Raw genomic sequence first — 23003 nt, forward strand, 5'->3', positions numbered from 1 at the left:
GCGGCAACCCGGGCGTGTCGCGGCACGCCCGCTCAGGCCCTCAGGCCGCCAGCGCGCCCCGCAACGTGTCGAGGCCGACGCCGCCGAGCGACAGCGCCCGCCGGTGGAACGCACGGACGTCGAAGGCCGCCCCCTCTCGCCGGCGCACGTCGTCGCGCAGCCCCTCCCAGATGCGCTGCCCGACCTTGTACGACGGCGCCTGTCCGGGCCAGCCGAGGTAGCGGTGCACCTCGAAGCGCACGAACTCCGGGGGCATGTTGACGTTCCTGCCCATGAAGTCGAATGCGTACTCCCCCGTCCATGGCCCTGCTCCGTCGGGACGCTGCTTTCCGAGGTGCACCCCGATGTCGAGCACGACGCGCGCGGCGCGCATGCGCTGCCCGTCGAGCATGCCGAGCCGGTCCGCCGGATCGTCGAGGTAGCCGAGGTCCTGCATGAGCCGCTCCGCGTAGAGCGCCCACCCCTCCGCGTGACCCGACGTGCCCGCGAGCTGCCTCCGCCAGGTGTTCAGCGCCCCGCGATTCACGACGGCCTGGCCGATCTGCAGGTGGTGACCCGGGACGCCCTCGTGGTAGACCGTGGTCTTCTCGCGCCAGGTGTCGAACTCCGTGACACCCTCCGGGACCGACCACCACATCCGGCCGGGACGCGTGAAGTCGTCGCTCGGCCCGGTGTAGTAGATGCCGCCCTCCTGCGTGGGCGCGATGAGGCACTCGAGAGTGCGGATCTCCTCCGGGATGTCGAACTGGGTGGCCCCGAGCTCTGCGACGGCGCGGTCGCTCGTCTCCTGCATCCACCGCTGCAGCGCCGCGGTGCCGACCAGCTTGCGCGCCGGATCCGCTTCGAGGTGCGCGACGGCCTCCTCGACGCTCGCCCCGGGCAGGATCTCCTTCGCGACCGCCTCCTGCTCCGCGACCATGCGCGCGAGTTCCTCGATGCCCCACTCGTACGTCTCGTCGAGGTCGACGACCGCACCGAGGAAGTGGCGCGAGCGGAGCGCGTAGATCTCCCGGCCGACGGCGTCGTCCATGCCCGCCTTCGGGGCGAGTTCGCCCTCCAGGAACTCGGCCAGGCGATCGTAGGCGGATGCCGCGGCCGCGGCTCCGGCCTCGAGGTCGCGCCGCACCGACTCCCCCGCCGCGTCGCCCGCCCCGCCGGCGAACGTGCTGAAGAACCCGTCGGCCCGTGCGTGCCGGCGTGCCTGCACCGCGACCTCGCGGACCTGACGGACGGCCGGAACGACGCCGCGCTCGATCCCGAGGCGCAGCGTCTCGACGTACCCGTCGATCGCGCCCGGGACCGCCGACAGCCTCGACGCGATCCGGGCCCAGTCCGCCTCCGCGGCGCGAGGCATGAGGTCGAAGACCTCGCGGATCTCCTGGGCGGGGCTCGCGATGACGTTGAGGTCGCGCAAGTGCAGGGCGGCGGCATCCGCTTCGAGATCGAGTCCGAGCTCGGCGCCGAGGTCGGCGACGGTGATCCGGTCGACGTCGTCGGCGACCGATGCCGACTCCAGTGCGGCCCGTGCGGTCCGCACGGCCTCGATGCGGGACTCGTGCCCCTCCGGCGAGAAGTCGGGGAGCCTGTGGTCCTGGTCGGTGCGGCCGAGGTACGTGCCGACCGTGGGATTCAGGTCGACGATCGTGTCGACCCACTCCTCGGCGATGCGATCGACGGCGGTGGGGGTACGGACTGCGGTGACCATGACCGCGAGCCTAGACGAGCGGACGCCGGGGCCGCGAAGCCGTGAGCTGGCCTCGCATCCGGGCGCTCGCGACGATGGTCGAACGCAGTGTGGTCAGTGCGCCGCGTCCTCCCAGTCGCGACCTCGACCGACCTGCACGTCGAGCGGCACGAGGAGGTCCGCCGCATGCGACATCCGGTCGTGCACGAGGGCCTCGAGCTGGTCGCCCTCACCCTCGGCCACCTCGAAGATGAGCTCGTCGTGCACCTGCATGAGCATTCGCGAGCGCAGGTCGCGCGCGCGCAGCTCACCCTCGACGCCGATCATGGCGAACTTCATGATGTCCGCGGCCGAGCCCTGGATCGGGGCGTTGAGCGCCGCACGCTCGGCGTTCTCACGAAGCACGCGGTTCGGGCTGTTGAGGTCGGGGAACGGACGGCGTCGCCCGAAGATCGTCTCGGTGTAGCCGTCGAGCTTCGCCTGCGCGACGACACCGCGCAGGTAGTCGCGGACCGCGCCGAACCGCTCGAAGTAGTCCTTCATGAGCTGGGTCGCCTCGGCGCGGTCGATGCGCAGCTGCTTCGAGAGGCCGAACGCGCTGAGTCCGTAGGCGAGGCCGTACGACATGGCCTTCACCTTGGTCCGCATGAGCGGCGTGACGTCGGCCGGATCGACGTCGAAGATCCGAGCACCCACGAAGCGGTGCAGGTCCTCTCCGGAGTGGAACGCCTCGATGAGGCCCGGGTCCTGCGACAGGTGCGCCATGATCCGCATCTCGATCTGCGAGTAGTCGGCGGTCAGCAGTTCGACGTACTCGGGGCCGTGGGTGAAGGCGGCGCGGATGCGTCGGCCCTCCTCGGTGCGGACCGGGATGTTCTGGAGGTTGGGATCGGTCGACGAGATGCGGCCCGTCGTGGTGCCCACCTGCACATAGCTGGTGTGGACGCGGCCGTCGGACTGGATCGACTTGTCGAGCGTCTCGACGATCTGCCGCAGCTTCGTCGCGTCGCGGTGTTCGAGCAGAAGCCCGAGGAACGGGTGCGGGTTCGTCTCCTGGAGGTCGGCGAGCGCCCCCGCGTCGGTCGAGTAGCCCGTCTTGGTGGCGCGGGTCTTCGGCATGCCGAGCTGGTCGAACAGCACCTCCTGGAGCTGCTTCGGCGAGCCGAGGTTCACCTCGCGGCCGATCTCGTCGTACGCCGACCGCGCGAGCGCTGCCGCCCGCTCCCCGAGCTGGGCGGAGAGCTCCGCGAGCTTCGCATGCTCGACGGTGACCCCGCGGAGCTCCATCTCGGCGAGCACGCCGACGATCGGGATCTCGATGTCGGCGAGGACGCGTCGCGACCCCTCGGAGAGCGCCGCGAGCACGTGCGGCGCGACCCGCAGCGAGTACCAGGCGAACTCCGGCGCGCCGGCGGTGCTCTCGGCGTCGGGCACCAACTGCGACGGGTCGGCCATGGGGACGGTCTCGCCGAGGTAGCGGGACACGAGGTCCACGAGGTCCTTCTCGGCCAGGCTCGGACGCACGAGCCACCCGGCGATCAGCGTGTCGACGACCAGCCCGCCGAACCCGAGGCCCGAGCGGCGCAGCGCCTTGAGCTGCGGCTTGGCGTCGGTCATGACCTTCGGCGCGTCACCCGCGAGCCACTCCTCGAACGGAGCCAGGTCGGGCTCGCCCGCGGCCCAGTCGAGGCGCACGCTCTCGGTCGTGCTCGCGATGCCCGCGCCGATCACCCGGCCGTCGAGCACCTCGAGGCTGAGCCCGAGCCCGGCCGGCTCGGCTGCGGTCGACCGCGCGAGCCAGGCGGCGAGCTCGTCACCCCGGAGCGCCTGCGGAACGGGCGTCACCGCCGCGGGCTCCGCCTCCGCGGACAGGGCGGCGGTGCCGTCGGCCGTCAGCCCGTTCGACTCGGCCGCCATCTTGGTCACGCGATCGAGCAGGGTCTTGAACTCGAGCCGGTCGAACAGCTCGCGGACGGCCGCCTCGTCCATCGGCCGGGCCACGAGGTCGGGGATCTCGACGTCGAGTTCGAGGTCGCGGACCAGGCGATTGAGGCGTCGATTGCGGATCGCGTTCTCGCGTTCCCGCCGCAGGTTGTCGCCGACCACGCCCTTGATCTCGTCGATGTGCTCGAGGATGCCGTCGAGGCTGCCGTAGAGGCCCAGCCACTTGACCGCGGTCTTCTCGCCGACCTTGGTGATGCCGGGAAGGTTGTCACTGGTCTCGCCCACGAGCGCCGCGACCTCGGGGTACTGCTCGGGCCGCACGCCGTACCGCTCGACGACCGCCTCGGCGTCGTAGCGCTTCAACTGCGACACGCCCTGCACGTTCGGGTACAGGAGGGTCACGTCGTCGTCGACGAGCTGGATCGTGTCGCGGTCGCCCGAGACGACGAGCACGTCGAACCCCTCGGCAGCGCCGCGCGTGGCCAGCGTGGCGAGGATGTCGTCGGCCTCGTAGTCCTCCTTCTCGAGCACCGTGATGCGCATGGCGCGCAGCGCCTCCTTCAGGAGGCCGATCTGGCCCTTGAACTCCTGCGGCGTCTCGCTGCGGTTCGCCTTGTACTCGGTGTACTCGCGGGTGCGGAAGGACTGCCTCGAGGTGTCGAAGGCGACCGCCAGGTGCGTCGGCCGCTCGTTGCGCAGCAGCATGAGCAGCATCGACAGGAAGCCGTGGATGGCGTTCGTGTGCTGCCCGTCGCGGGTGCTGAAGCTGTCGACCGGCAGCGCGTAGAACGCACGGTAGGCCAGCGAGTGGCCGTCGACGACGAGCAGGGTGGGCTTCACGGGGGTGGGGTCGGGCACCCGACAAGACTACAAGCGGGCACCGACACGACCGGGGCCTGCGCCCGGCCGCGCTCAGCCGGTCGATGCACCCCGCGCGGCGTCGAGGAGGATCCGCCGCTCAGCGGCCGCCACCACCCCTCGGGTGCGGTCCGCGGCATCCGGATTGACCGAGATCGAGTCGATGCCGAACCGCACGAGGTGCTCGGCGAACGCCGGGTCGTTCGACGGCGCCTGGCCGCACAGTGACGACGTGATGCCCGACGCGCGGCACGCCGCGATGATCCGCTCGATCGCATCGAGCACCGCGGCGTCGGACTCGTCGAACAGGTCGGCGCAGATCTCCGAGTCCCGGTCGACACCCAGCATCAACTGGGTGAGGTCGTTCGAGCCGATCGAGACACCGTCGATCCCCAGTGCCGCGTACTCGGGGATGCGGTACGCGATGGACGGGACCTCCGCCATCACCCACCGCTTGAGTCCCCGCTGGCGGCCGAGTGGACTGGCATCGATCAGCTCGAGGCAGGCCTCCAGCTCCCAGCGCGTGCGGACGAACGGCAGCATCACGTGCAGGTTCGGCGTCTCCTCGCGCACCCTGGCGAGCAGCTCCATCTCGAGCGAGAACAGCTCGGGCTCCCTGACGTACCGGTAGGCACCGCGATACCCGATCATCGGGTTGTTCTCCTCGGGCTCGAACCGGTCGCCGCCCTCGAGCCCTCGGAACTCGTTCGTTCGGAAGTCGATCGTTCGATACACCACGGGGCGGCGGCCGAACGCGCGCGTGACGGCCAGCAGGGACTCGGTCATCCTCCGCAGGAACTCCTCGCGCTCACCGCGTGCGAGCATCTCGCGCGGATGCAGGCCGCCGAGGGCGTCGGTGATCATGAACTCCGCGCGCAACAGGCCGACGCCGTCGACGCCGAGGGCGGCGACCTCCTCCGCGCGCTCGGCGATCGCGAGGTTGACGTAGAGCTTCGTGGCCAGCGGCACGGATGCCGCCGACCCACCGGGCACCGCGACCGGCGCGGTCGCGGCCGGCGACACGGAACTCGGCCGCGTCGCGGCATCCGCCCCCTCGACCACCTCGCCCTTGGCGCCGTCGACGGTGACGAGTTCGCCGTCGCGGAGGACCGACGTCGCGGTGCGAGCGCCGACGACCGCAGGCACGCCGAGCTCGCGCGCGACGATCGCCGCATGGCAGGTCATGCCCCCTCCGTCGGTCACGACGGCGGCCGCGCGGCGCATGGTCGGAACCCAGTCCGGGTTGGTCATGGGCGCGACGAGGACCTCGCCGGCCCGCAACTGACCGCCCTCCGCCGGGGTGCCCAGGATCCGGACGCGACCCGTGACCCGGCCCGGAGCGGCGCCGAGGCCGCGCAGCAGCACGGCACCGACGGGCGGTCCACCTGCGATCGATCGGTCGTCGGCCTCCGGGACCGCGGGTCCTCCGCCGAGCGTGGTGACCGGCCGCGACTGCAGCATCCAGAGCCGCCCGCCGGAGTACGCCCACTCGGTGTCCTGCGGCTCGCCGTAGTGCGCCTCGACACGCAGGCCGAGCTCCGCGACCTCGAGCACCTCCGCATCGGTAAGCACCCTCGCATCGGCGTCGGCGGGAGACAGGTCCTCGCGCTCGACGCTCCCACCGGGTCCGGGCACGAGGCGGTGCGCCTGGCGTCCGACGCGAACGGACGCCAGGCGCAGGCCCTCCTTCGCCACGATGTAGGTGTCGGGCTCGACGAGGCCCGACACGACGACCTCCCCGAGGCCCAGCGCCGCCTCGATCACCAATCGGTCGCGCGCTCCCGTCGACGGGTCGACGGTGAACATCACGCCGGAGCGATCGGATGCGACCTGCGTCTGCACCACGACCGCCAGCACGGGTTCCTCGTCCATGCCCTGGCTCGCACGGTAGGCGATCACACGCTCGCCGTACAGGGAGGCCCAGCAGTCCCGGATGCGGTCGAGGAGCGCGTCCTCGCCGACCACGTTGTTGTAGGTCTCGTGCATTCCCGCGAAGGACGTCCCCGCCGCGTCCTCCGACGTCGCTGAGGAGCGGACCGCCACGGCCGCCGAGCCGAGGCGGCGGTACTCGCCCAGGACGGCGTCGCGGACGCGCTCCGGGAGCGTCATGCCGCGCACGGCGGCGCGGAGCTCGGCAGCCGCCCGCGGCAGCGAAACGGGATCGTCGGCCGCCGCCGCCGCGGCGCGGAAGCCATCGACCAGCCGAGCGCGGATGCCGGCGTGCTCCATCGCCTCAAGGTAGGCCTCGGCCGTCACGACGAAGCCCGGCGGCACGGGCAGGCCCGCGGCGGTCAGCTCCCCGAGGTTCGCCCCCTTGCCGCCGACGGAGGCCGCGTCGCCGAGGCGCACGTCCTCGAAGCGGGTGACCAGGGTGGACGTGACATCGTGCAGCATGGTGCGCTCCGGTTCGCTCGGCACCCGAGCCGCGTCGCCCCGGTGCGCACACATCCTGCCCACGAGCGTGGACGCCGGCCTAGGGCCGGAGGGCCCACGGCCTACTTCTTCGGCGCGAGCTGCTCGATGATCGCCTGCGAGACGTCCTTCATGGTGAGGCGCCGGTCCATCGAGGCCTTCTGGATCCAGCGGAACGCCTCGGGCTCGGTGAGGCCCATCTTCTCGTTCAGCAGGCCCTTCGCGCGGTCGACGAGCTTGCGGGTCTCGAAGCGCTCGACGAGGTCGCCGACCTCTGCCTCGAGCGCGATGATCTGCGCGTGGCGGGCGAGCGCGATCTCGATCGCGGGGAGCAGGTCGTTGGGGGTGAACGGCTTGACGACGTACGCCAGCGCGCCCGCCTCGCTCGCACGCTCGACGAGTTCCTTCTGGCTGAACGCGGTCAGCAGGACGACCGGGGCGATGTGGCCCTTGGAGAGTCGCTCCGCCGCCGAGATGCCGTCGAGCTGCGGCATCTTCACGTCCATGATGACCAGGTCGGGTCGCAACTCGGTCGCGAGCTGGACCGCGGTCTCGCCGTCGCCGGCCTCGCCGACCACCTCGTAGCCATGGTCGCGCAGGATCTCGACGATGTCGAGGCGGATGAGCGACTCGTCCTCCGCGACGACGACGCGACGCGGAGCCGGCTGGGTGTCTTCGGTGTCTGTCACGCTGGAAAGCCTACGGTATTCTGGCCGGGGCCCTGAGGCCGGTGTGGCGGAATGGCAGACGCGGAGCACTCAAAATGCTTTGCCCGTGAGGGCGTGTGGGTTCGACCCCCACCACCGGCACCACGCGGTCGGATGCCTCGCCCGGCGCCGCCGCCCGAGCACGCCGAACGGCCCGGCCGCGTCGCGCGACCGGGCCGTTCGGACGGACCGTGGGTCAGAGCACCTCGCCGACGATGTGCACGCGCACGTCGTTGGTCGTGCCGGGGATTCCAGGAGGGGAACCCGAGATGATGACGACCTTCTCGCCGACCGAGGCCTTGCCGGTCTTCTCGAGCACCTCGTCCACCTGGCCGACCATCTGGTCGGTGTGCGTGACCCGGTCGACGACGTACGACTCGACGCCCCAGTAGAGCGCCATCCGGCGGCGGATCGCGGGGTCGGGCGTGAACGCGAGGATCGGGATGACCGAGCGGATGCGGGCCATCCGTCGCACCGACTCACCGGTCTCGGTGAAGACGCAGAGGTACTTGGCCTCGACGAAGTCGGCGACCTCGACCGCGGCCAGCGTGATCGCCCCGGACTGGGTGCGCGGCTTGGTGCCGAGCGGCGCGATGCGGTCCAGCCCGTGCTTCTCGGTCGACTCGACGATGCGGGACATGGTCTTCACGGTCTGCACCGGGTACTCGCCGACGCTCGTCTCGCCCGACAGCATGACCGCGTCGGCACCGTCGAGGATGGCGTTCGCGACATCCGACGTCTCGGCCCGCGTCGGGACCGGCGCGTGGGTCATCGACTCGAGCATCTGCGTCGCCACGATCACCGGCTTGGCCAGCCGGCGAGCGATCTCGACCGCGCGCTTCTGCACGATGGGCACCGCTTCGAGCGGGAGCTCGACGCCGAGGTCGCCGCGGGCGACCATGATGGCGTCGAACGCCTCGATGATGCCCTCGAGCGCGTCGACGGCCTGCGGCTTCTCGATCTTCGCGATGACGGGAAGGCGCCGGCCCTCCTCCGACATGATCTGGTGCACGCGGTCGATGTCGGCCGCGTTGCGCACGAAGGAGAGCGCGATGAGGTCGGCCCCGAGCTTGAGCGCCCAGCGCAGGTCGGCCTCGTCCTTGTCGGAGAGCGCCGGGACGTTCACCGCGACGCCGGGCAGGTTGATGCCCTTGTTGTTCGAGACCGGTCCGGCCACGATCACCTTGGTCGTGACGACGGTGCCGTCGGTCTCGAGCACCTCGACGCGGACCTTGCCGTCGTCGATGAGGAGGTGGTCGCCCGCCTCGACGTCGTGCGGCAGTCCCTTGAAGGTGGTTCCGACGATCTCCTTCGTCCCGAGGATCTCCTCCGTCGTGATCTTGAAGATGTCGCCCTCGGCGAGCTCGTGCGGCCCGTCGGCGAACTTGCCCAGGCGGATCTTCGGCCCCTGCAGGTCGACGAGCACCGCGACCGAACGACCGGAGTCGTTGGCGGCCTTCCGCACGTTCTGGTAGACGCCCTCGTGCACGTCGTAGCTGCCGTGGCTGAGGTTCATCCGGGCGACGTCGATGCCCGCGTCGATGATCGCGCGGATCTGCTCGTAACTGGATGTTGCGGGCCCGAGCGTGGCGACGATCTTCGCTCTTCTCATGTGGTGTGTGCTCCAGGGGTTGCGCGCCGAAGCGCTGGATCGGGGTCTGCAGGCGCCGTCGGCGCCGGTCACACGGCGAAGGCTCGCGCCGTCGCGGGGATGGGGCTCGGCAGCTGCGTCTCACCTTCAAGGTACCGGTCGACGGATGCCGCCGCAGCCCGCCCCTCGGCGATGGCCCAGACGATGAGCGACTGCCCGCGGCCCGCGTCGCCGGCGACGAACACGCCGGGCTCCTCGGTCGCGTAATCGGCCTCGCGCGCGAAGTTCCCTCGCTCCGTGGGCCGGAGGCCGAGCTGGTCGGTCGCCGCCTCGGTCTCGGGGCCGGTGAAGCCGAGGGCGAGCAGGACGAGGTCGGCCGGGATCTCGCGCTCGGTGCCCGCCTTCGGCACGCGGCGGCCGTCGAGGTACTCGGTCTCGGCGACGCGGATCGCGCGGACCTCACCGACGTCGTTCGCGAGGAACTCGACCGTCGAGGCGAGGTACTGCCGCTGGCCTCCCTCCTCGTGGGCGCTCTGCACCTCGAACACGTTCGGGTGCATCGGCCACGGCTGGTCCGCCGAGCGGGTGGTGCTCGGCTGCTTGCCGATGGCGAGGTTCGTGACGGACAGCGCGCCCTGGCGGTGGGCGGTGCCGATGCAGTCCGCGCCCGTGTCGCCGCCGCCGAGGACCACGACGTGCTTGCCCTCCGCACTGATCTGGTCGAACACGTCGTCGCCCGCGACCACGCGGTTGGACTGCGTGAGGAACTCCATGGCGAAGTGCACGCCCGGAAGGTCGCGGCCGGGGATCGGCAGGTCGCGGGGCACGAGTGCGCCCGTCGCGACCACGACGGCGTCGTAGCGCCGGCGCAGTTCGTCCCACGAGAGGTCCACGCCGATCTCGACGCCGGCCCGGAAGCGGGTCCCCTCGGCCGTCATCTGGGCGAGCCGCTGCTCGAGGTGCTTCTTCTCCATCTTGAAGTCGGGGATGCCGTACCGCAGGAGGCCGCCGATGCGGTCGTCCCGCTCGTACACCGCCACCGTGTGGCCGGCACGGGTGAGCTGCTGCGCGGCCGCGAGGCCGGCAGGACCCGAGCCGACGACCGCGACGGTCTTGCCGGTGAGGCGCCCGGGCGGCTGCGGCTGCACCCATCCGCTGCCGAAGGCCTGGTCGATGATCGAGACCTCGACCTGCTTGATCGTGACGGCCGGCTGGTTGATGCCGAGGACGCACGACGACTCGCACGGGGCCGGGCAGAGCCGCCCGGTGAACTCGGGGAAGTTGTTCGTCGCGTGCAGTCTCTCGATCGCGGCACGGCCCTCGCCCCGCCACATCAGGTCGTTCCACTCGGGGATCAGGTTGCCGAGCGGGCACCCCTGGTGGCAGAACGGGATGCCGCAGTCCATGCAGCGGCCGGCCTGGCGTCGGAGCTGGGCGGAGTCGCCCTGCTCGTAGACCTCTTTCCAGTCCATGATGCGCACCGGGACGGGGCGACGCTTGGGAAGCTCCCGCTCGGTGACCTTCAGAAAGCCCTTCGGGTCAGCCACCCGTCACCTCCGTGCAGTCGATCGGGACCGTGCGGCGGGGCGTCACGCGCTCAGCCACCGGTCACCTCCAGGATGCGGCTCCACACGACGTCGCCGTCGGGGTCGAGGCCCTCGTCGACGGCGCTCTGCCGCGTTCGGAGGACCGCGGCGTAGTCGCGCGGCAGCACCTTCGTGAAGCGGTCGAACGCGGCGTCCCCCTCGGCGAGGAGGGTCGCGGCGACCGCCGAGTCCGTGTACTCGAGGTGCTGCTCGAGCAGGTCGCGGACGATCTCGTGGTCCGCGCTGCCGAGCTCGTGGAGCTCCAGCTCGCCGCTCGAGAGCGACTCGCGGTTGACCTTGACCTCTGCGAGGTCGAGCACGTAGGCGGTGCCGCCCGACATGCCCGCACCGAGGTTCCGACCGGTCGGGCCGAGGATCAGGGCGAGTCCGCCCGTCATGTACTCCAGCGCGTGGTCGCCGACGCCCTCGGCGACGGCGGTCGCCCCCGAGTTGCGGACGAGGAACCGCTCCCCCACGATGCCGCGGATGAACATGCTCCCCTGCGTCGCGCCGTAGCCGATCACGTTGCCCGCGATCACGTTGCGCTCGGCGACGAACCCGGCCTCGCGCGCCGGACGGACGATGATCTGTCCGCCCGAGAGGCCCTTGCCGACGTAGTCGTTCGAGTCGCCCTCGAGGCGCAGCCGGATGCCGCCCGGGAGGAACGCGCCGAACGACTGGCCGGCGCTGCCCGTCAGCGTCACGTCGATCGATCCCTCGGGCAGCCCCTGGGCGCCGTGGCGGACGGTGACCTCGTGGCCGAGCATGGTTCCGACCGCGCGCTCGGTGTTCCGCACCGGCAGCTCGATCTCGACGCGACCGCCCTGCTCCAGGACGAGCGCGCTCCGGCGGATCAGCTCGTTGTCGAAGTGCTCGTCGAGCTCGTGGTCCTGGCGGCGACCGTTGCGGCGCGGCTCGGAGTCGGAGAAGTCCGGCCCGACGAGCACGGGCGTGAGGTCGAGGCCCGACGCCTTCCAGTGGCGCACCGCACGCTCGACGTCGAGGAGCTCGCGGCGGCCGATGATCTCGTCGAGCGAACGGTAGCCGAGCTCCGCGAGGTACTCGCGGACCTCCTGCGCGATGAACTCGAAGAAGTTCACGACGAACTCCGGCTTGCCCGTGAAGCGCTTGCGCAGCTCCGGGTTCTGGGTCGCGACGCCGACCGGGCACGTGTCGAGGTGGCAGACGCGCATCATGACGCAGCCTTCGACGACGAGCGGCGCGGTCGCGAAGCCGAACTCCTCGGCACCGAGCAGCGCGCCGATCACGACGTCGCGACCGGTCTTGAGCTGCCCGTCGACCTGCACGACCACCCGGTCGCGCATGCCGTTCAGCATGAGCGTCTGCTGCGTCTCCGCGAGGCCGAGCTCCCACGGCGTGCCCGCGTGCTTCAGCGAGTTCAGCGGGCTCGCGCCGGTGCCGCCGTCGTGGCCGGAGACCAGGATGACGTCGGCGAGCGCCTTCGCGGTGCCGGCGGCGACCGCCCCGATGCCCGACTGGCTCACGAGCTTGACGTGCACGCGAGCGCCGGGGTTGGCGCGCTTGAGGTCGAAGATCAGCTGCTTGAGGTCTTCGATCGAGTAGATGTCGTGGTGCGGCGGCGGCGAGATCAGGCCGACGCCCGCCGTCGCGTGCCGGGTGCGCGCGACCCACGGGTAGACCTTCGTCGGCGGCAGCTGCCCGCCCTCGCCGGGCTTGGCGCCCTGCGCGAGCTTGATCTGGATGTCGTCGGCGTGGGTGAGGTACATGCTCGTGACGCCGAAGCGGCCCGAGGCCACCTGCTTGACCGCGCTGCGGCGCTCCGGGTCGAGCAGGCGGTCGAGGTCCTCGCCGCCCTCACCGGTGTTCGACCTCCCGCCGAGCCGGTTCATGGCGATCGCGAGGGTCTCGTGCGCCTCCTTCGAGATCGAGCCGTAGCTCATCGCGCCCGTGGAGAAGCGCTTGACGATCGACTCGATCGGCTCGACCTCGTCGATCGGCACGGCAGGGCGCACCCCGCTCCGCAGGGCGAACATGCCGCGGAGCGTCATCAGCTGCTCCGCCTGCGTGTCGACCATGTCGGTGTACTCGCGGAACACGTCGTAGCGACGGTTGCGCGTCGAGTGCTGCAGGCGGAAGACCGTCTCGGGGTTGAAGAGGTGCGGCGAGCCGTCGCGACGCCACTGGTACTCGCCGCCGGTCTGCAGTCGTTCGTGCGCCCGCACCGCGACGTCCGCCGGGTAGGCCACGGAGTGACGCGACCGGTTCTCGTCGGCGATCACGTCGATGCCGACGCCGCCGAGCTTCGAGGTCGTACCGGTGAAGTACTCGTCGATGAAGTCCTGCGAGAGCCCGACGGCCTCGAAGGCCTGCGCGCCCGCGTACGACGCGATGGTCGAGATGCCCATCTTCGACATGATCTTCAGCACGCCCTTGCCGAGTGCGGTGATCACGTTGCGCACCGCCTGCTCGGGGGTGATGCCCGTGAGGACGCCCGAGCGGACGAGTTCCTCGCACGTCTCCATCGCGAGGTACGGGTTCACGGCCGATGCGCCGTAGCCGACGAGGAGCGCCACGTGGTGCACCTCGCGGACGTCGCCGGCCTCGACCACGAGGCCGACCTTCATGCGCGTCTCGGAGCGGATGAGGTGGTGGTGCACCGCCGAGAGCATGAGCAGCGACGGGATCGGCGCGAGGTCCTTAGTCGTGTCGCGGTCGCTCAGGACGATGAACGACGCGCCCTCCTCGATCGCCTCGTCGACCTCGCGGCAGAGCTCCTCGATCCGCTCGCGGAGGCCGGCGTCGCCCTCGTCGACGCGATACAGCCCCCGGAGCGTGCGCGCGGCACGGGCGCCGGACGGCGCGGTCATGTGCACGATCTTCGCCAGCTGGTCGTTGTCGATGACCGGGAAGTCGAGGGACACCTGCCGGGCGTGCTCGGGCCCCGCCGTCAGCAGGTTCCGCTCCGGCCCGAGCGAGGTCGACAGCGAGGTGACGACCTGCTCCCGGATGGAGTCGAGCGGCGGGTTCGTCACCTGGGCGAACTGCTGGGTGAAGTAGTCGAAGAGCAGCCGCGGGCGCTGCGAGAGCACGGCGATCGGGGTGTCGGACCCCATGGCGCCGATCGGCTCCTGGCCGGCCTTCGCCATCGGCGCGAGGAGGACCTTGACCTCTTCCTCGGTGTACCCGAACGTGCGCTGACGGCGGTTCACCGATGCGGGCGGGTGCACGATGTGCTCGCGCTCCGGCAGGTCGGCGAGGCGGATGCGGCCCTCGTCGAGCCAGTCCTGCCAGGGGGCGGATGCCGCGAGCTCGGCCTTGATCTCGTCGTCCTCGATGAGGCGGCCCGCCTCCGTGTCGACGAGGAACATCCGGCCGGGCTGCAGGCGGCCCTTGCGGACGACCCGACGCTGCGGGAGGTCGATGACGCCGATCTCGCTCGCGAGGACGACGAGCCCGTCGTCGGTCACGAGGTAGCGCCCGGGACGCAGTCCGTTCCGGTCGAGCGTCGCACCGACGAGCGTGCCGTCGGTGAACACGATGGCAGCGGGGCCGTCCCACGGCTCCATGAGCATCGAGTGGTAGTCGTAGAACGCCCGCCGCGCCGGGTCGATCTCAGCCTGCTTCTCCCACGCCTCGGGCACCATCATCATGACCGCGTGCGGGAGGCTCCGACCGGCGAGCGTGAGCAGTTCCACGACCTCGTCGAACGAGGCGGAGTCGCTCGCTCCGGGCGTGACGATCGGCATGACCGGTGCGAGGTCGCCGAGGGCCTCGGAATCGAGCTGCGACTGGCGCGCGCGCATCCAGTTCCGGTTGCCCTGGATGGTGTTGATCTCGCCGTTGTGCGCGATCATCCGGAACGGCTGCGCGAGCGGCCAGGACGGGAACGTGTTCGTCGAGTAGCGCGAGTGGACGAGCGCGAGCTTCGAGGCGAACCGCTCGTCCGAGAGGTCGGGGTAGAACGGCTCGAGCTGGAGGGTCGTGACCATGCCCTTGTAGACGAGCGTCCGGCACGACAGCGACGCGAAGTACAGCTCGAGCTCGCGCTCGGCGCGCTTGCGCAGCCGGAACGTCAGCCGGTCGAGGGCGATGCCCGTGACGTGCGCGCCCTCCGACGTCGTCGCGGAACTCCGCACGTAGAGCTGCTGGACGACCGGCATCGCCGCGCGCGCGAGCGTGCCGAGCTCGTCCGGTCGGACGGGCACTTCGCGCCATCCGATGACCTCGAGGCCCTCGGACGCCGCGATCCGGCGCAACTGCTGCTTGACCTGGCTGCGCGCCGTGGGGTCGACGGGCAGGAACGCGTTGCCGACCGCGTACGAGCCGGGCTCGGGGAGCGGGAAGTCCACGACCGCCCGGAGGAACGCGTCGGGGACCTGCGTGATGATGCCCGCCCCGTCGCCCGTGCCCGCGTCGGAGCCGACCGCGCCCCGGTGCTCGAGGTTCCGCAGCGCGTCGAGTGCCGCGGTGATGATGTCATGCCCGGCGGTGCCGCGCAGGGTCGCGACCATCGCGAGCCCGCAGGCGTCCTTCTCGGCGGCAGGGTCGTACATGCCCTGTGCGGGCGGGGTCAGACCGAACCTGGAGTGGGGAGGGGGAAGCGACACGTTGGACCGTCCTCGGTATCTCGGTGGCAACGGGGACGTCGTCGGCCCACGATGGAGGATTCGCGGCGCGAGGTGCGGCGCAGCGATGGGGAACGCGGTTTCGGCGTGGCCCCTATTCGGAGGCCGAGCGGCTCGAGCTTGTGGCAGCCGGCTCGCCGTGTGCGTTCTCGCCCTCGACGCCATCGTCGAGAGAGTCGGTGTCGGACTCGGTGTCGTCAGAGTCTACCTCAGCATCGGCCGGCACCCATTCACGCCCGGGCCGGTACACGCTCGGCTCGATTCCGGTGTGCCGGCGGCTCTGGACGGCGATGATGACGAGGCCGATGACGATCGCCGCGAACGACGCCCAGACGTTCGAGCGGATCCCGAGGAACATCTCGCTCGGGTCGACGCGGATCGTCTCGAAGACGGCCCGGCCCGCGCCGTACCAGATGAGGTAGGCGCCGAACATCTTGCCCCAGCGGAGGCGGAACGTGCGCTCGAGCCCCAGGAGGACGACGACGCCGAGGAGGTTCCACACGATCTCGTACAGGAACGTCGGGTGGAAGAGCGTGCCCTCGGGCAGTCCGGCGGGGAAGGCCGGGTTGTCGCTGCCGATCTCGAGACCCCAGGGCAGGTCGGTCGGCCACCCGAACAGCTCGTGGTTGAACCAGTTGCCGAGTCGGCCGACGGCCTGCGCGACGAGCAGGCCCGGGGCGAGCGCGTCGGCGAAGGACCAGAACCGGAGCCCGGTGAGGCGGCACGCGATGATGACGCCGATCGCTCCGCCGATGAGCGAACCGTAGATGGCGTTGCCGCCCTCCCAGATCGCGAAGACCTTCCACCACTCCTGACCGGCGAAGTAGTCGTCGGGGTGCGTGAAGACGTGGTACAACCGCGCGCCGACGATGCCGAGCGGGACGGCCCAGAGGACCACGTCGAGCACGATCCCGGGCTCGGCACCGCGCTTGGTGAGGCGACGCGAGGTGATGATCGTGGCGAGGATGATGCCCGCGAGGATGCACAGCGCGTACATCTGGATGTTGAGCGTCAGCCCGAAGACGGGGATCTCCAGCGTGCGCCACGCCGGGTCGGGGCTCGGGATGCTGAGCGGTGCGATCACGCCGGGCTCTGCCTTTCGTCGATGCTGCGGGGCGCGCCGTGAGGGGCGGCCTCGTCGAGACTACTTCACTGACGAGCGGTGCCGCGCGCGAGCTCCGCCGCGAGCGCACCGGCCGCGTCGACCCCGCCGTCGGCGAGGGCCTTCACGAGCGCCGAGCCCACGATCGCGCCCTCGGCGTACTCGAGCACCTCGGCGACCTGCGCCGCGGTGGAGATGCCCACGCCGACGCAGCTGGCCGTCGCGCCGGCCCCGCGGAGCCGCCCGACGAGCGTGCGCGCGGCCCGGTCGACGTCGGTGCGCGCTCCCGTGATCCCCATCGTGGACACCGCGTACACGAACCCGCGGCTGGCGTCGATCGTCTGCCGGAGTCGCGCGTCCGTCGAGGTGGGCGCCGCGAGGAACACGCGGTCGAGTCCGGTGCGCTCGGACGCCGCGATCCAGTCCGCTGCCTCGTCGGGGATGAGGTCGGGCGTGATGAGCCCGGCTCCCCCGGCTGCGGCGAGATCGTCGGCGAACCGGTCGACGCCGTACTGCACGACGGGGTTCCAGTAGGTCATGAGGAGCACCGGGGCGTCCACCCGCTCGGTGACGCGGCGGACGGCCTCGAAGCCGTGAGCGAGGCGGAATCCGTTCGCGAGCGCCTCCTGCGTGGCCGCCTGGATGACCGTGCCGTCCATGACGGGGTCGGAGTACGGAAGTCCGAGCTCGAGGACGTCGACGCCGTTCTCGACGAGCGCGACCGCCGCGTCGACGCTCGCGTCGAGCGTGGGGAAGCCGACCGGCAGGTAGCCGATCAGGGCGCCGGCCGACTCCTCGTTGCGCCGGGCGATGACCTCGCCGACGTTCCTCACTGCTCGCCTCCGTCGTACAGCCCGAAGTACCGGGCGGCGGTGTCCATGTCCTTGTCGCCGCGACCCGAGAGGTTCACGAGGATCGTGGCGTCCGGACCGAGCTCGGTGCCGAGCTCGAGCGCGCCCGCGAGCGCGTGCGCCGACTCGATGGCGGGAATGATGCCCTCGGACCGCGTGAGCAGGCGCAGCGCCTGCATGGCGGCGTCGTCGGTCACGGCCCGGTAGGTCGCGCGGCCGAGCGCCGCGAGCCACGAGTGCTCGGGACCGACGCCCGGGTAGTCGAGGCCGGCCGAGATCGAGTGCGACTCGATGGTCTGGCCGTCCTCGTCCTGGAGCAGGTAGCTGCGCGCGCCGTGGAGCACGCCGGGGCGGCCCTTCGAGATGGTCGCCGCGTGCCGCGGCGTCTCGACGCCCTCGCCGCCCGCCTCGAAGCCGTAGAGCGCGACGTCGGCGTCGTCGAGGAACGCGTGGAAGATCCCGATCGCGTTCGACCCGCCGCCGACGCACGCGGCGACCGCGGTCGGCAGCGCACCGGTCAGGTCGAGCACCTGCTGGCGCGCCTCCTCGCCGATGATCTTCTGGAAGTCGCGCACCATCTCGGGGAACGGGTGCGGGCCGGCGACCGTGCCGAAGATGTAGTTCGTCGTCTCGACGTTCGTGACCCAGTCGCGCATCGCATCGTTGATCGCGTCCTTGAGCGTGCGCGAGCCCGTCTTCACGGCGACGACCTCGGCACCGAGCAACCGCATGCGCGCGACGTTCAGCGCCTGGCGTTCGGTGTCGACCTGGCCCATGTAGATGGTGCAGTCGAGCCCGAAGAGCGCTGCGGCCGTCGCGGTCGCGACGCCGTGCTGTCCGGCCCCGGTCTCGGCGATGACGCGCTGCTTGCCGATCCGCTTGGTGAGGAGCGCCTGGCCGAGGACGTTGTTGATCTTGTGCGAGCCGGTGTGGTTCAGGTCCTCGCGCTTGAGGATGACCCGCGCGCCACCTGCGTGCTCGGCGAAGCGCGGCACCTCGGTGATGATCGACGGTCGCCCCGTGTAGTTGCGGCCGAGGTCGGCGAGCTCGTCGCCGAACGCCGGGTCGAGCTTCGCGAGCGAGTACGCCTCGGAGAGCTCGTCGAGTGCCGCGACGAGGGATTCGGGCACGAAGCGCCCGCCGAACTCGCCGAAGTAGGGACCGGTCTGGGCACGCAGGGCCATGTCACACCGCCAGGAATGCAGAGAGGTTCGAGATGGGGTCGCCCGTCACCAGCGCCTCGCCCACGAGGACCGCATCGGCGCCCGCCGCGCGGTAGTGCGCGACATCCGCCGCCGAGAGCACGGCCGACTCGGCGACCTTGATCGCCCCGTCGGGGAAGCGATCGACGATGCGGCCGAACAGGTCGCGATCGAGTTCGAACGTGGTGAGGTCGCGGGCGTTCACGCCGATCAGCTTCGCGCCGACCTGCACGGCGCGGTCGAGCTCCTCGGCCGAGTGCGTCTCGACGAGCGGCGTCATGCCGAGCTCGGTGATCAGCCCGTACAGCTCGGCGAGGGTCGCGTCATCGAGCGCGGCGACGATCAGGAGGACCATGTCGGCGCCCGCGGCACGCGCCTCGAACACCTGGTAGGCCGTCGCGATGAAGTCCTTGCGGAGGATCGGGAGGGAGACCGCGGTGCGCACCGACTCGAGATCGGCGAGCGAACCGCCGAACTTCCGTCCCTCGGTGAGCACGCTGATGGCGCTCGCGCCGCCGAGCTCGTAGGTCCGGGCGAGGGCGGCGGGGTCGTCGATCGCGGCGAGCGAGCCCCGTGACGGGCTCGACCGCTTGATCTCGGCGATGACCTTGACCCGATCGGCCGGGGCGAGGGCGGCGAGCGCGTCCAGCGCGTCGGGGCGCGCGAGGGCTGCGGCCTCGACCTCGGCCATGGGGCGGTCGGCACGACGCGCTTCGGCGTCGGCGACGGCGTTCGCGGTGAGCTCGGCGAGCACGCGTCAGTGCGCCTTGGGCGCGACCTTGTCGCCGTCGACGCCGTAGCCCGCGCGCGCGAGCGCCCACCCGACCACGAGGCCGATGACGAGGAGCACCGCGGACGCCCACACGAGCCACTGCACGTCGAGGAAGAAGGCGACGGTGCCGATCGTGAAGGCGACGAGCATGATCACCACGGCCGTCCAGGCCGCGGGCGAGTGTCCGTGGCCGGGGTCAACGTGCTCAGTGCTCATGGTGCTCCTTCTGTGCGGGGTCGGGGAAGAGTCTAGCGGGTGGTCCCGGCGCGCTCGTCCCCATCGGCCGGCCCGTCCGGCGCGTGGTCGGGCTCGTCGTCGGCCGTCGCAGGCTCGGTCGCCTCGGCAGGCTCGGTCGCCTCGGTCGGGTCGTCGCCGCGGCTCAGGTCGTCCCAGGCGTCGACGGCGCGATCGGATGACGGAGCAGCGGCGGCGGCGGCCGCGACCCGCACGCCGCCTCCGTAGCGGCGCGACGTGGGCCAGGCACGTGCGGTCACGAGGACCGCCAGTCCGGCGAGCACCACGACGACCCCACCGGCCACCGCGACCGCGGGCCAGGCGGACGCGACCACGCCGGCGACGAGCTCGGCGGTCGACCCGGTGCCGGCGACGCCGGTCGCGTCGGCGACCGCCGAGGACACTGCCGCCACGGGGTCGGCGATCGCGAGCGATGCGGCGAGCACGATGCATCCGCCGAGCACGGCCGCGAGGAGGCCGAGTACGACCCGGATCACGGGACCCGCGATCGTGAGCGCGCCTGCGAGTGCGAGCCCGGCCAGCGCGAGCGCGGAGAGCGCGGGCGAGGCGGACTGGCCCGCCACGTCGAGGGTCGTCGTCGAGCCCGAGGTCGCACCGTCGACGAGCGTCGCCGAGTACCAGGTCCGGCTCCAGGCCAGCAGCGCGAGCCCGGACCCGACGAGGATTCCGAGGATCGCGAGGAGCTTCACCCGTCGGGCGCGCACGCTCACGCCCTCTCGACGGGCCGCATGGCGTTCGCGACCGCGACCGCGCGAAGCGGCGCGGCGGCCTTGTTCACCGACTCCTGGTACTCCGACTCCGGGTTCGAATCGGCCACGAGGCCGCCGCCGGCCTGCACGCGCGCGACGCCGCCGATGATCGTCGCCGTGCGGATCGCGATCGCGAGGTCGGCGTCGCCGCCGAAGCCGAAGTAGCCCACCACTCCCCCGTACACCCCGCGCTGCGCGGGCTCGAGCTCGTCGATGATCTCGAGCGCTCGCGGCTTCGGGGCGCCGGAGAGCGTGCCGGCGGGGAACGTCGCGCGGAACACGTCGACCGCGTTGGCCTCGGGCGACAGGTCGCCCTCGACGGACGAGACGAGGTGCATGATGTGGCTGAACCGCTCCACGCGCATGAACTCGGTGACCTCGACCGTTCCGGCCGTGCACACCTTCGCCAGGTCGTTGCGCGCCAGGTCGACGAGCATGAGGTGCTCGGCCTGCTCCTTCGGGTCGGCGATCAGCTCGGCCTCGAGGTCGGCGTCGTCCTCGGGCGTCGCACCGCGCGGCTTCGAGCCGGCGATGGGGTGCGTGTAGACGCGCCCGTCCTCGACCTTGACGAGCGCCTCGGGCGACGAACCGACGATCCAGTACGGGTCACCTCCGACGTCCTCGAGGTGGAGCAGGTACATATAGGGGCTCGGATTGAGGCTGCGGAGCACGCGGTAGACGTCGATCGGGTGGGCCGTCGCCTCCTGCTCGAACCGCTGCGAGACGACGACCTGGAAGATGTCGCCCTCGCGGATGTACTCCTTCGAGCGCTCGACCGCGGCGAGGAAGTCGGCCTTCTCGGTCCGGTACCGCGGCTCGGGCGCCTGCGAGAGGTCGATCTCGGCGAGGTGGGCCTCCGCCGGCTCGGCGAGGGCCGCCTGCATGCGGTCGAGGCGTGCCTGCGCGTCGCTCCAGAGCCGGTCGGCGGGCTCGTCGCGGTCGTTGAGCACGGATGCCACGAGCTGCACGGTCCCCGTCCGGTGGTCCATGACGACCAGCTCGGACACGAACGCGAAGGCCTGCCCCGGCACCTCGTAGTCGGCCGGCGGGCGGTTCGGGAGGTGCTCGATCTGGCGGATCGCCTCCCAGCCGATGAAGCCGACGAGCCCGCCCGTCAGCGGCGGCGCACCCGGGACGTCCTCCGTCTGCCAGCGCGCGTAGAGGGACTCGAGCGCGGCGAGCGGGGCGAGCTCGTCGGACGCCTCGCCGAGGGCGCGTTCGCGCGACATCCCGTAGTCCAGCCATTCGACGCGGCCGTCGCGGTCGGTGAGGACGCCGTGGGACGCCGCCCCCACGAACGAGTACCGCGACCAGATGCCGCCCTGTTCGGCGGACTCGAGCAGGAAGGTGCCGGGGCGGCCCCCGGCGAGCTTCCGGTAGATCCCGACCGGCGTCTCGCCGTCGGCGAAGAGCTCCCGCACGACCGGCACCACGCGCCGGCCCGGCAGCAGGGTCGTGAAGTCGTCGAACCGGGTCGTGGCGGTGCGGGCTGCCGTCATCGTGCTCCTCCGGGCGGCTGGTCGGGGTCGGGGGTGCCCGCGACGACCTGCAGCCGGTCGCCGTCGAAGCACGTGCGGGTACCGGTGTGGCAGGCGACTCCGACCTGCTCGACCTGCACGAGCAGGGTGTCGGCGTCGCAGTCGAGGGCGGCGGATCGGACGTACTGCGCGTGCCCGGACGTGTCGCCCTTCCGCCAGTACTCCTGACGCGACCGCGACCAGAAGGTGACGCGGCCCTCGGTGAGGGTGCGGCGCATCGCCTCGCGGTCCATCCACCCGAGCATCAGCACCTCACCCGTGTCCCACTGCTGGATGACCGCGGGCAGGAGTCCGTCGGCGTTGAACGCCGCACGGTCGACCGCGGTCGCGTCAGGCGCCCAGCCCTCCGCGTCGCGCTCGAGCTCCTCGTCGTCGCGGTACGTCATCGCACGACCCTTCCCGCTGCGGCGAGGGCCTGCTTGACCTCGCCGATGGTGAGCTCTCCGTTGTGGAACACGGATGCCGCGAGCACAGCGTCGGCGCCGGCCGCGATCGCCGGCGCGAAGTGGTCGAGTGCGCCGGCCCCGCCGGAGGCGATCACGGGCACGCTCGAGAGCTCGTGCATGAGCCGCACGAGTTCCAGGTCGAAGCCCTGCTTCGTGCCGTCGGCGTCGATGGAGTTCACGAGCAGCTCGCCGGCACCGAGCTCGATCGCCCGGCGAGCCCAGTCGAGCGCGTCGAGGTCGGTCTCGGTGCGGCCGCCGTGGGTCGTCACGACGAACCCCGACCCGGTGCGGTCGGACCGCTTGACGTCGAGCGAGAGCACGCAGACCTGGGCGCCGAACCGGTCGGCGATCTCGGCGATGAGCTCGGGACGGGCGATCGCCGCGCTGTTCACGCCGATCTTGTCCGCGCCGTGGCCGAGGAGACGCGCGACGTCGACGACGGAGCGCACGCCACCGCCGACCGTGAGCGGGATGAACACCTGCTCCGCCACGCGACGCACCATGTCGAAGGTCGTCGACCGGTCGTCGACCGTCGCCGTGACGTCGAGGAAGGTGAGCTCGTCGGCCCCCTGTTCGGCGTAGCGGGCGGCGAGTTCGACGGGGTCGCCGGCGTCGCGGAGGTTCAGGAAGTTGACGCCCTTGACGACGCGGCCGCCGGCCACGTCGAGGCACGGGATCACACGGACGGCGAGGGACATG

General features: G+C 71.4%; 16 protein-coding genes and 1 tRNA gene. 1 reads left to right on the forward strand and 16 read right to left on the reverse strand.

The window, feature by feature from the left end:
- Window positions 1–40: 40 nt before the first annotated feature.
- From GJR97_RS14565 to GJR97_RS14580, 4 genes are all read right to left on the reverse strand, one after another.
- Window positions 41–1705, reverse strand: coding sequence for a DUF885 domain-containing protein (locus tag GJR97_RS14565; protein WP_154347517.1), 1665 nt, complete (start codon window positions 1703–1705; stop codon window positions 41–43).
- A gap of 93 nt (window positions 1706–1798) precedes the next feature.
- Window positions 1799–4486 carry a DNA polymerase I gene (gene polA / locus GJR97_RS14570; protein ID WP_324613534.1) on the reverse strand — a complete coding sequence of 896 codons (2688 nt, stop codon included), beginning with the start codon at window positions 4484–4486 and terminating at the stop codon, window positions 1799–1801.
- Window positions 4487–4540: 54 nt separating this feature from the next.
- The gene (gene ppsA, locus GJR97_RS14575; protein ID WP_154347518.1) at window positions 4541–6880 is read right to left on the reverse strand and encodes a phosphoenolpyruvate synthase; all 2340 of its coding nucleotides are present in this window, start codon (window positions 6878–6880) and stop codon (window positions 4541–4543) included.
- A 101-nt stretch (window positions 6881–6981) separates the two neighbouring features.
- Window positions 6982–7587 carry an ANTAR domain-containing response regulator gene (locus tag GJR97_RS14580; RefSeq protein WP_324613535.1) on the reverse strand — a complete coding sequence of 202 codons (606 nt, stop codon included), beginning with the start codon at window positions 7585–7587 and terminating at the stop codon, window positions 6982–6984.
- Between the two features lie 37 nt (window positions 7588–7624).
- Here GJR97_RS14580 and GJR97_RS14585 point away from each other — a divergent pair.
- Window positions 7625–7710, forward strand: a tRNA-Leu gene (locus tag GJR97_RS14585).
- 91 nt (window positions 7711–7801) lie between these two features.
- On the opposite strand, the gene pyk is transcribed toward GJR97_RS14585, so the two are convergent.
- The 12 genes from pyk to hisF all read right to left on the reverse strand — a co-directional run bounded on the left by pyk (window position 7802) and on the right by hisF (window position 23002).
- The gene (pyk, locus tag GJR97_RS14590; RefSeq protein WP_154347519.1) at window positions 7802–9217 is read right to left on the reverse strand and encodes a pyruvate kinase; all 1416 of its coding nucleotides are present in this window, start codon (window positions 9215–9217) and stop codon (window positions 7802–7804) included.
- A 68-nt stretch (window positions 9218–9285) separates the two neighbouring features.
- Window positions 9286–10743 carry a glutamate synthase subunit beta gene (locus GJR97_RS14595; protein ID WP_324613536.1) on the reverse strand — a complete coding sequence of 486 codons (1458 nt, stop codon included), beginning with the start codon at window positions 10741–10743 and terminating at the stop codon, window positions 9286–9288.
- A gap of 50 nt (window positions 10744–10793) precedes the next feature.
- A complete protein-coding gene (gene gltB, locus GJR97_RS14600; RefSeq protein WP_154347708.1) occupies window positions 10794–15317 on the reverse strand; it encodes a glutamate synthase large subunit in 4524 nt (1507 codons plus the stop codon).
- 166 nt (window positions 15318–15483) lie between these two features.
- Window positions 15484–16473, reverse strand: a complete 990-nt coding sequence (lgt, locus tag GJR97_RS14605; RefSeq protein WP_324613537.1) for a prolipoprotein diacylglyceryl transferase — start codon at window positions 16471–16473, stop codon at window positions 15484–15486.
- Between the two features lie 65 nt (window positions 16474–16538).
- Complete coding sequence (gene trpA, locus GJR97_RS14610) at window positions 16539–17324, reverse strand: tryptophan synthase subunit alpha (protein ID WP_324613538.1); 786 nt, start codon at window positions 17322–17324, stop codon at window positions 16539–16541.
- On the reverse strand, window positions 17321–18526 hold the full coding sequence (trpB, locus tag GJR97_RS14615) for a tryptophan synthase subunit beta (RefSeq protein ID WP_154347520.1): 1206 nt from the start codon (window positions 18524–18526) through the stop codon (window positions 17321–17323). Before trpB ends, trpA begins: the two co-directional genes overlap by 4 nt.
- Window position 18527: 1 nt before the next feature.
- Entirely contained in the window at window positions 18528–19298 is a 771-nt protein-coding gene (gene trpC / locus GJR97_RS14620; RefSeq protein ID WP_324613539.1) for an indole-3-glycerol phosphate synthase TrpC, read from the reverse strand.
- Between the two features lie 3 nt (window positions 19299–19301).
- On the reverse strand, window positions 19302–19532 hold the full coding sequence (locus GJR97_RS14625) for a DUF6704 family protein (RefSeq protein ID WP_154347521.1): 231 nt from the start codon (window positions 19530–19532) through the stop codon (window positions 19302–19304).
- Between the two features lie 32 nt (window positions 19533–19564).
- Window positions 19565–20281, reverse strand: a complete 717-nt coding sequence (locus GJR97_RS14630; RefSeq protein ID WP_324613540.1) for a Trp biosynthesis-associated membrane protein — start codon at window positions 20279–20281, stop codon at window positions 19565–19567.
- The gene (locus GJR97_RS14635) at window positions 20278–21819 is read right to left on the reverse strand and encodes an anthranilate synthase component I (protein ID WP_154347522.1); all 1542 of its coding nucleotides are present in this window, start codon (window positions 21817–21819) and stop codon (window positions 20278–20280) included. Before GJR97_RS14635 ends, GJR97_RS14630 begins: the two co-directional genes overlap by 4 nt.
- Entirely contained in the window at window positions 21816–22244 is a 429-nt protein-coding gene (gene hisI, locus GJR97_RS14640) for a phosphoribosyl-AMP cyclohydrolase (RefSeq protein ID WP_154347523.1), read from the reverse strand. Before hisI ends, GJR97_RS14635 begins: the two co-directional genes overlap by 4 nt.
- Window positions 22241–23002, reverse strand: coding sequence for an imidazole glycerol phosphate synthase subunit HisF (gene hisF / locus GJR97_RS14645; protein ID WP_154347524.1), 762 nt, complete (start codon window positions 23000–23002; stop codon window positions 22241–22243). Before hisF ends, hisI begins: the two co-directional genes overlap by 4 nt.
- Between the last annotated feature and the right edge of the window lies 1 nt (window position 23003).

This window comes from Agromyces kandeliae, assembly GCF_009674665.1.
GTDB classification, from domain to species: domain Bacteria; phylum Actinomycetota; class Actinomycetes; order Actinomycetales; family Microbacteriaceae; genus Agromyces; species Agromyces kandeliae.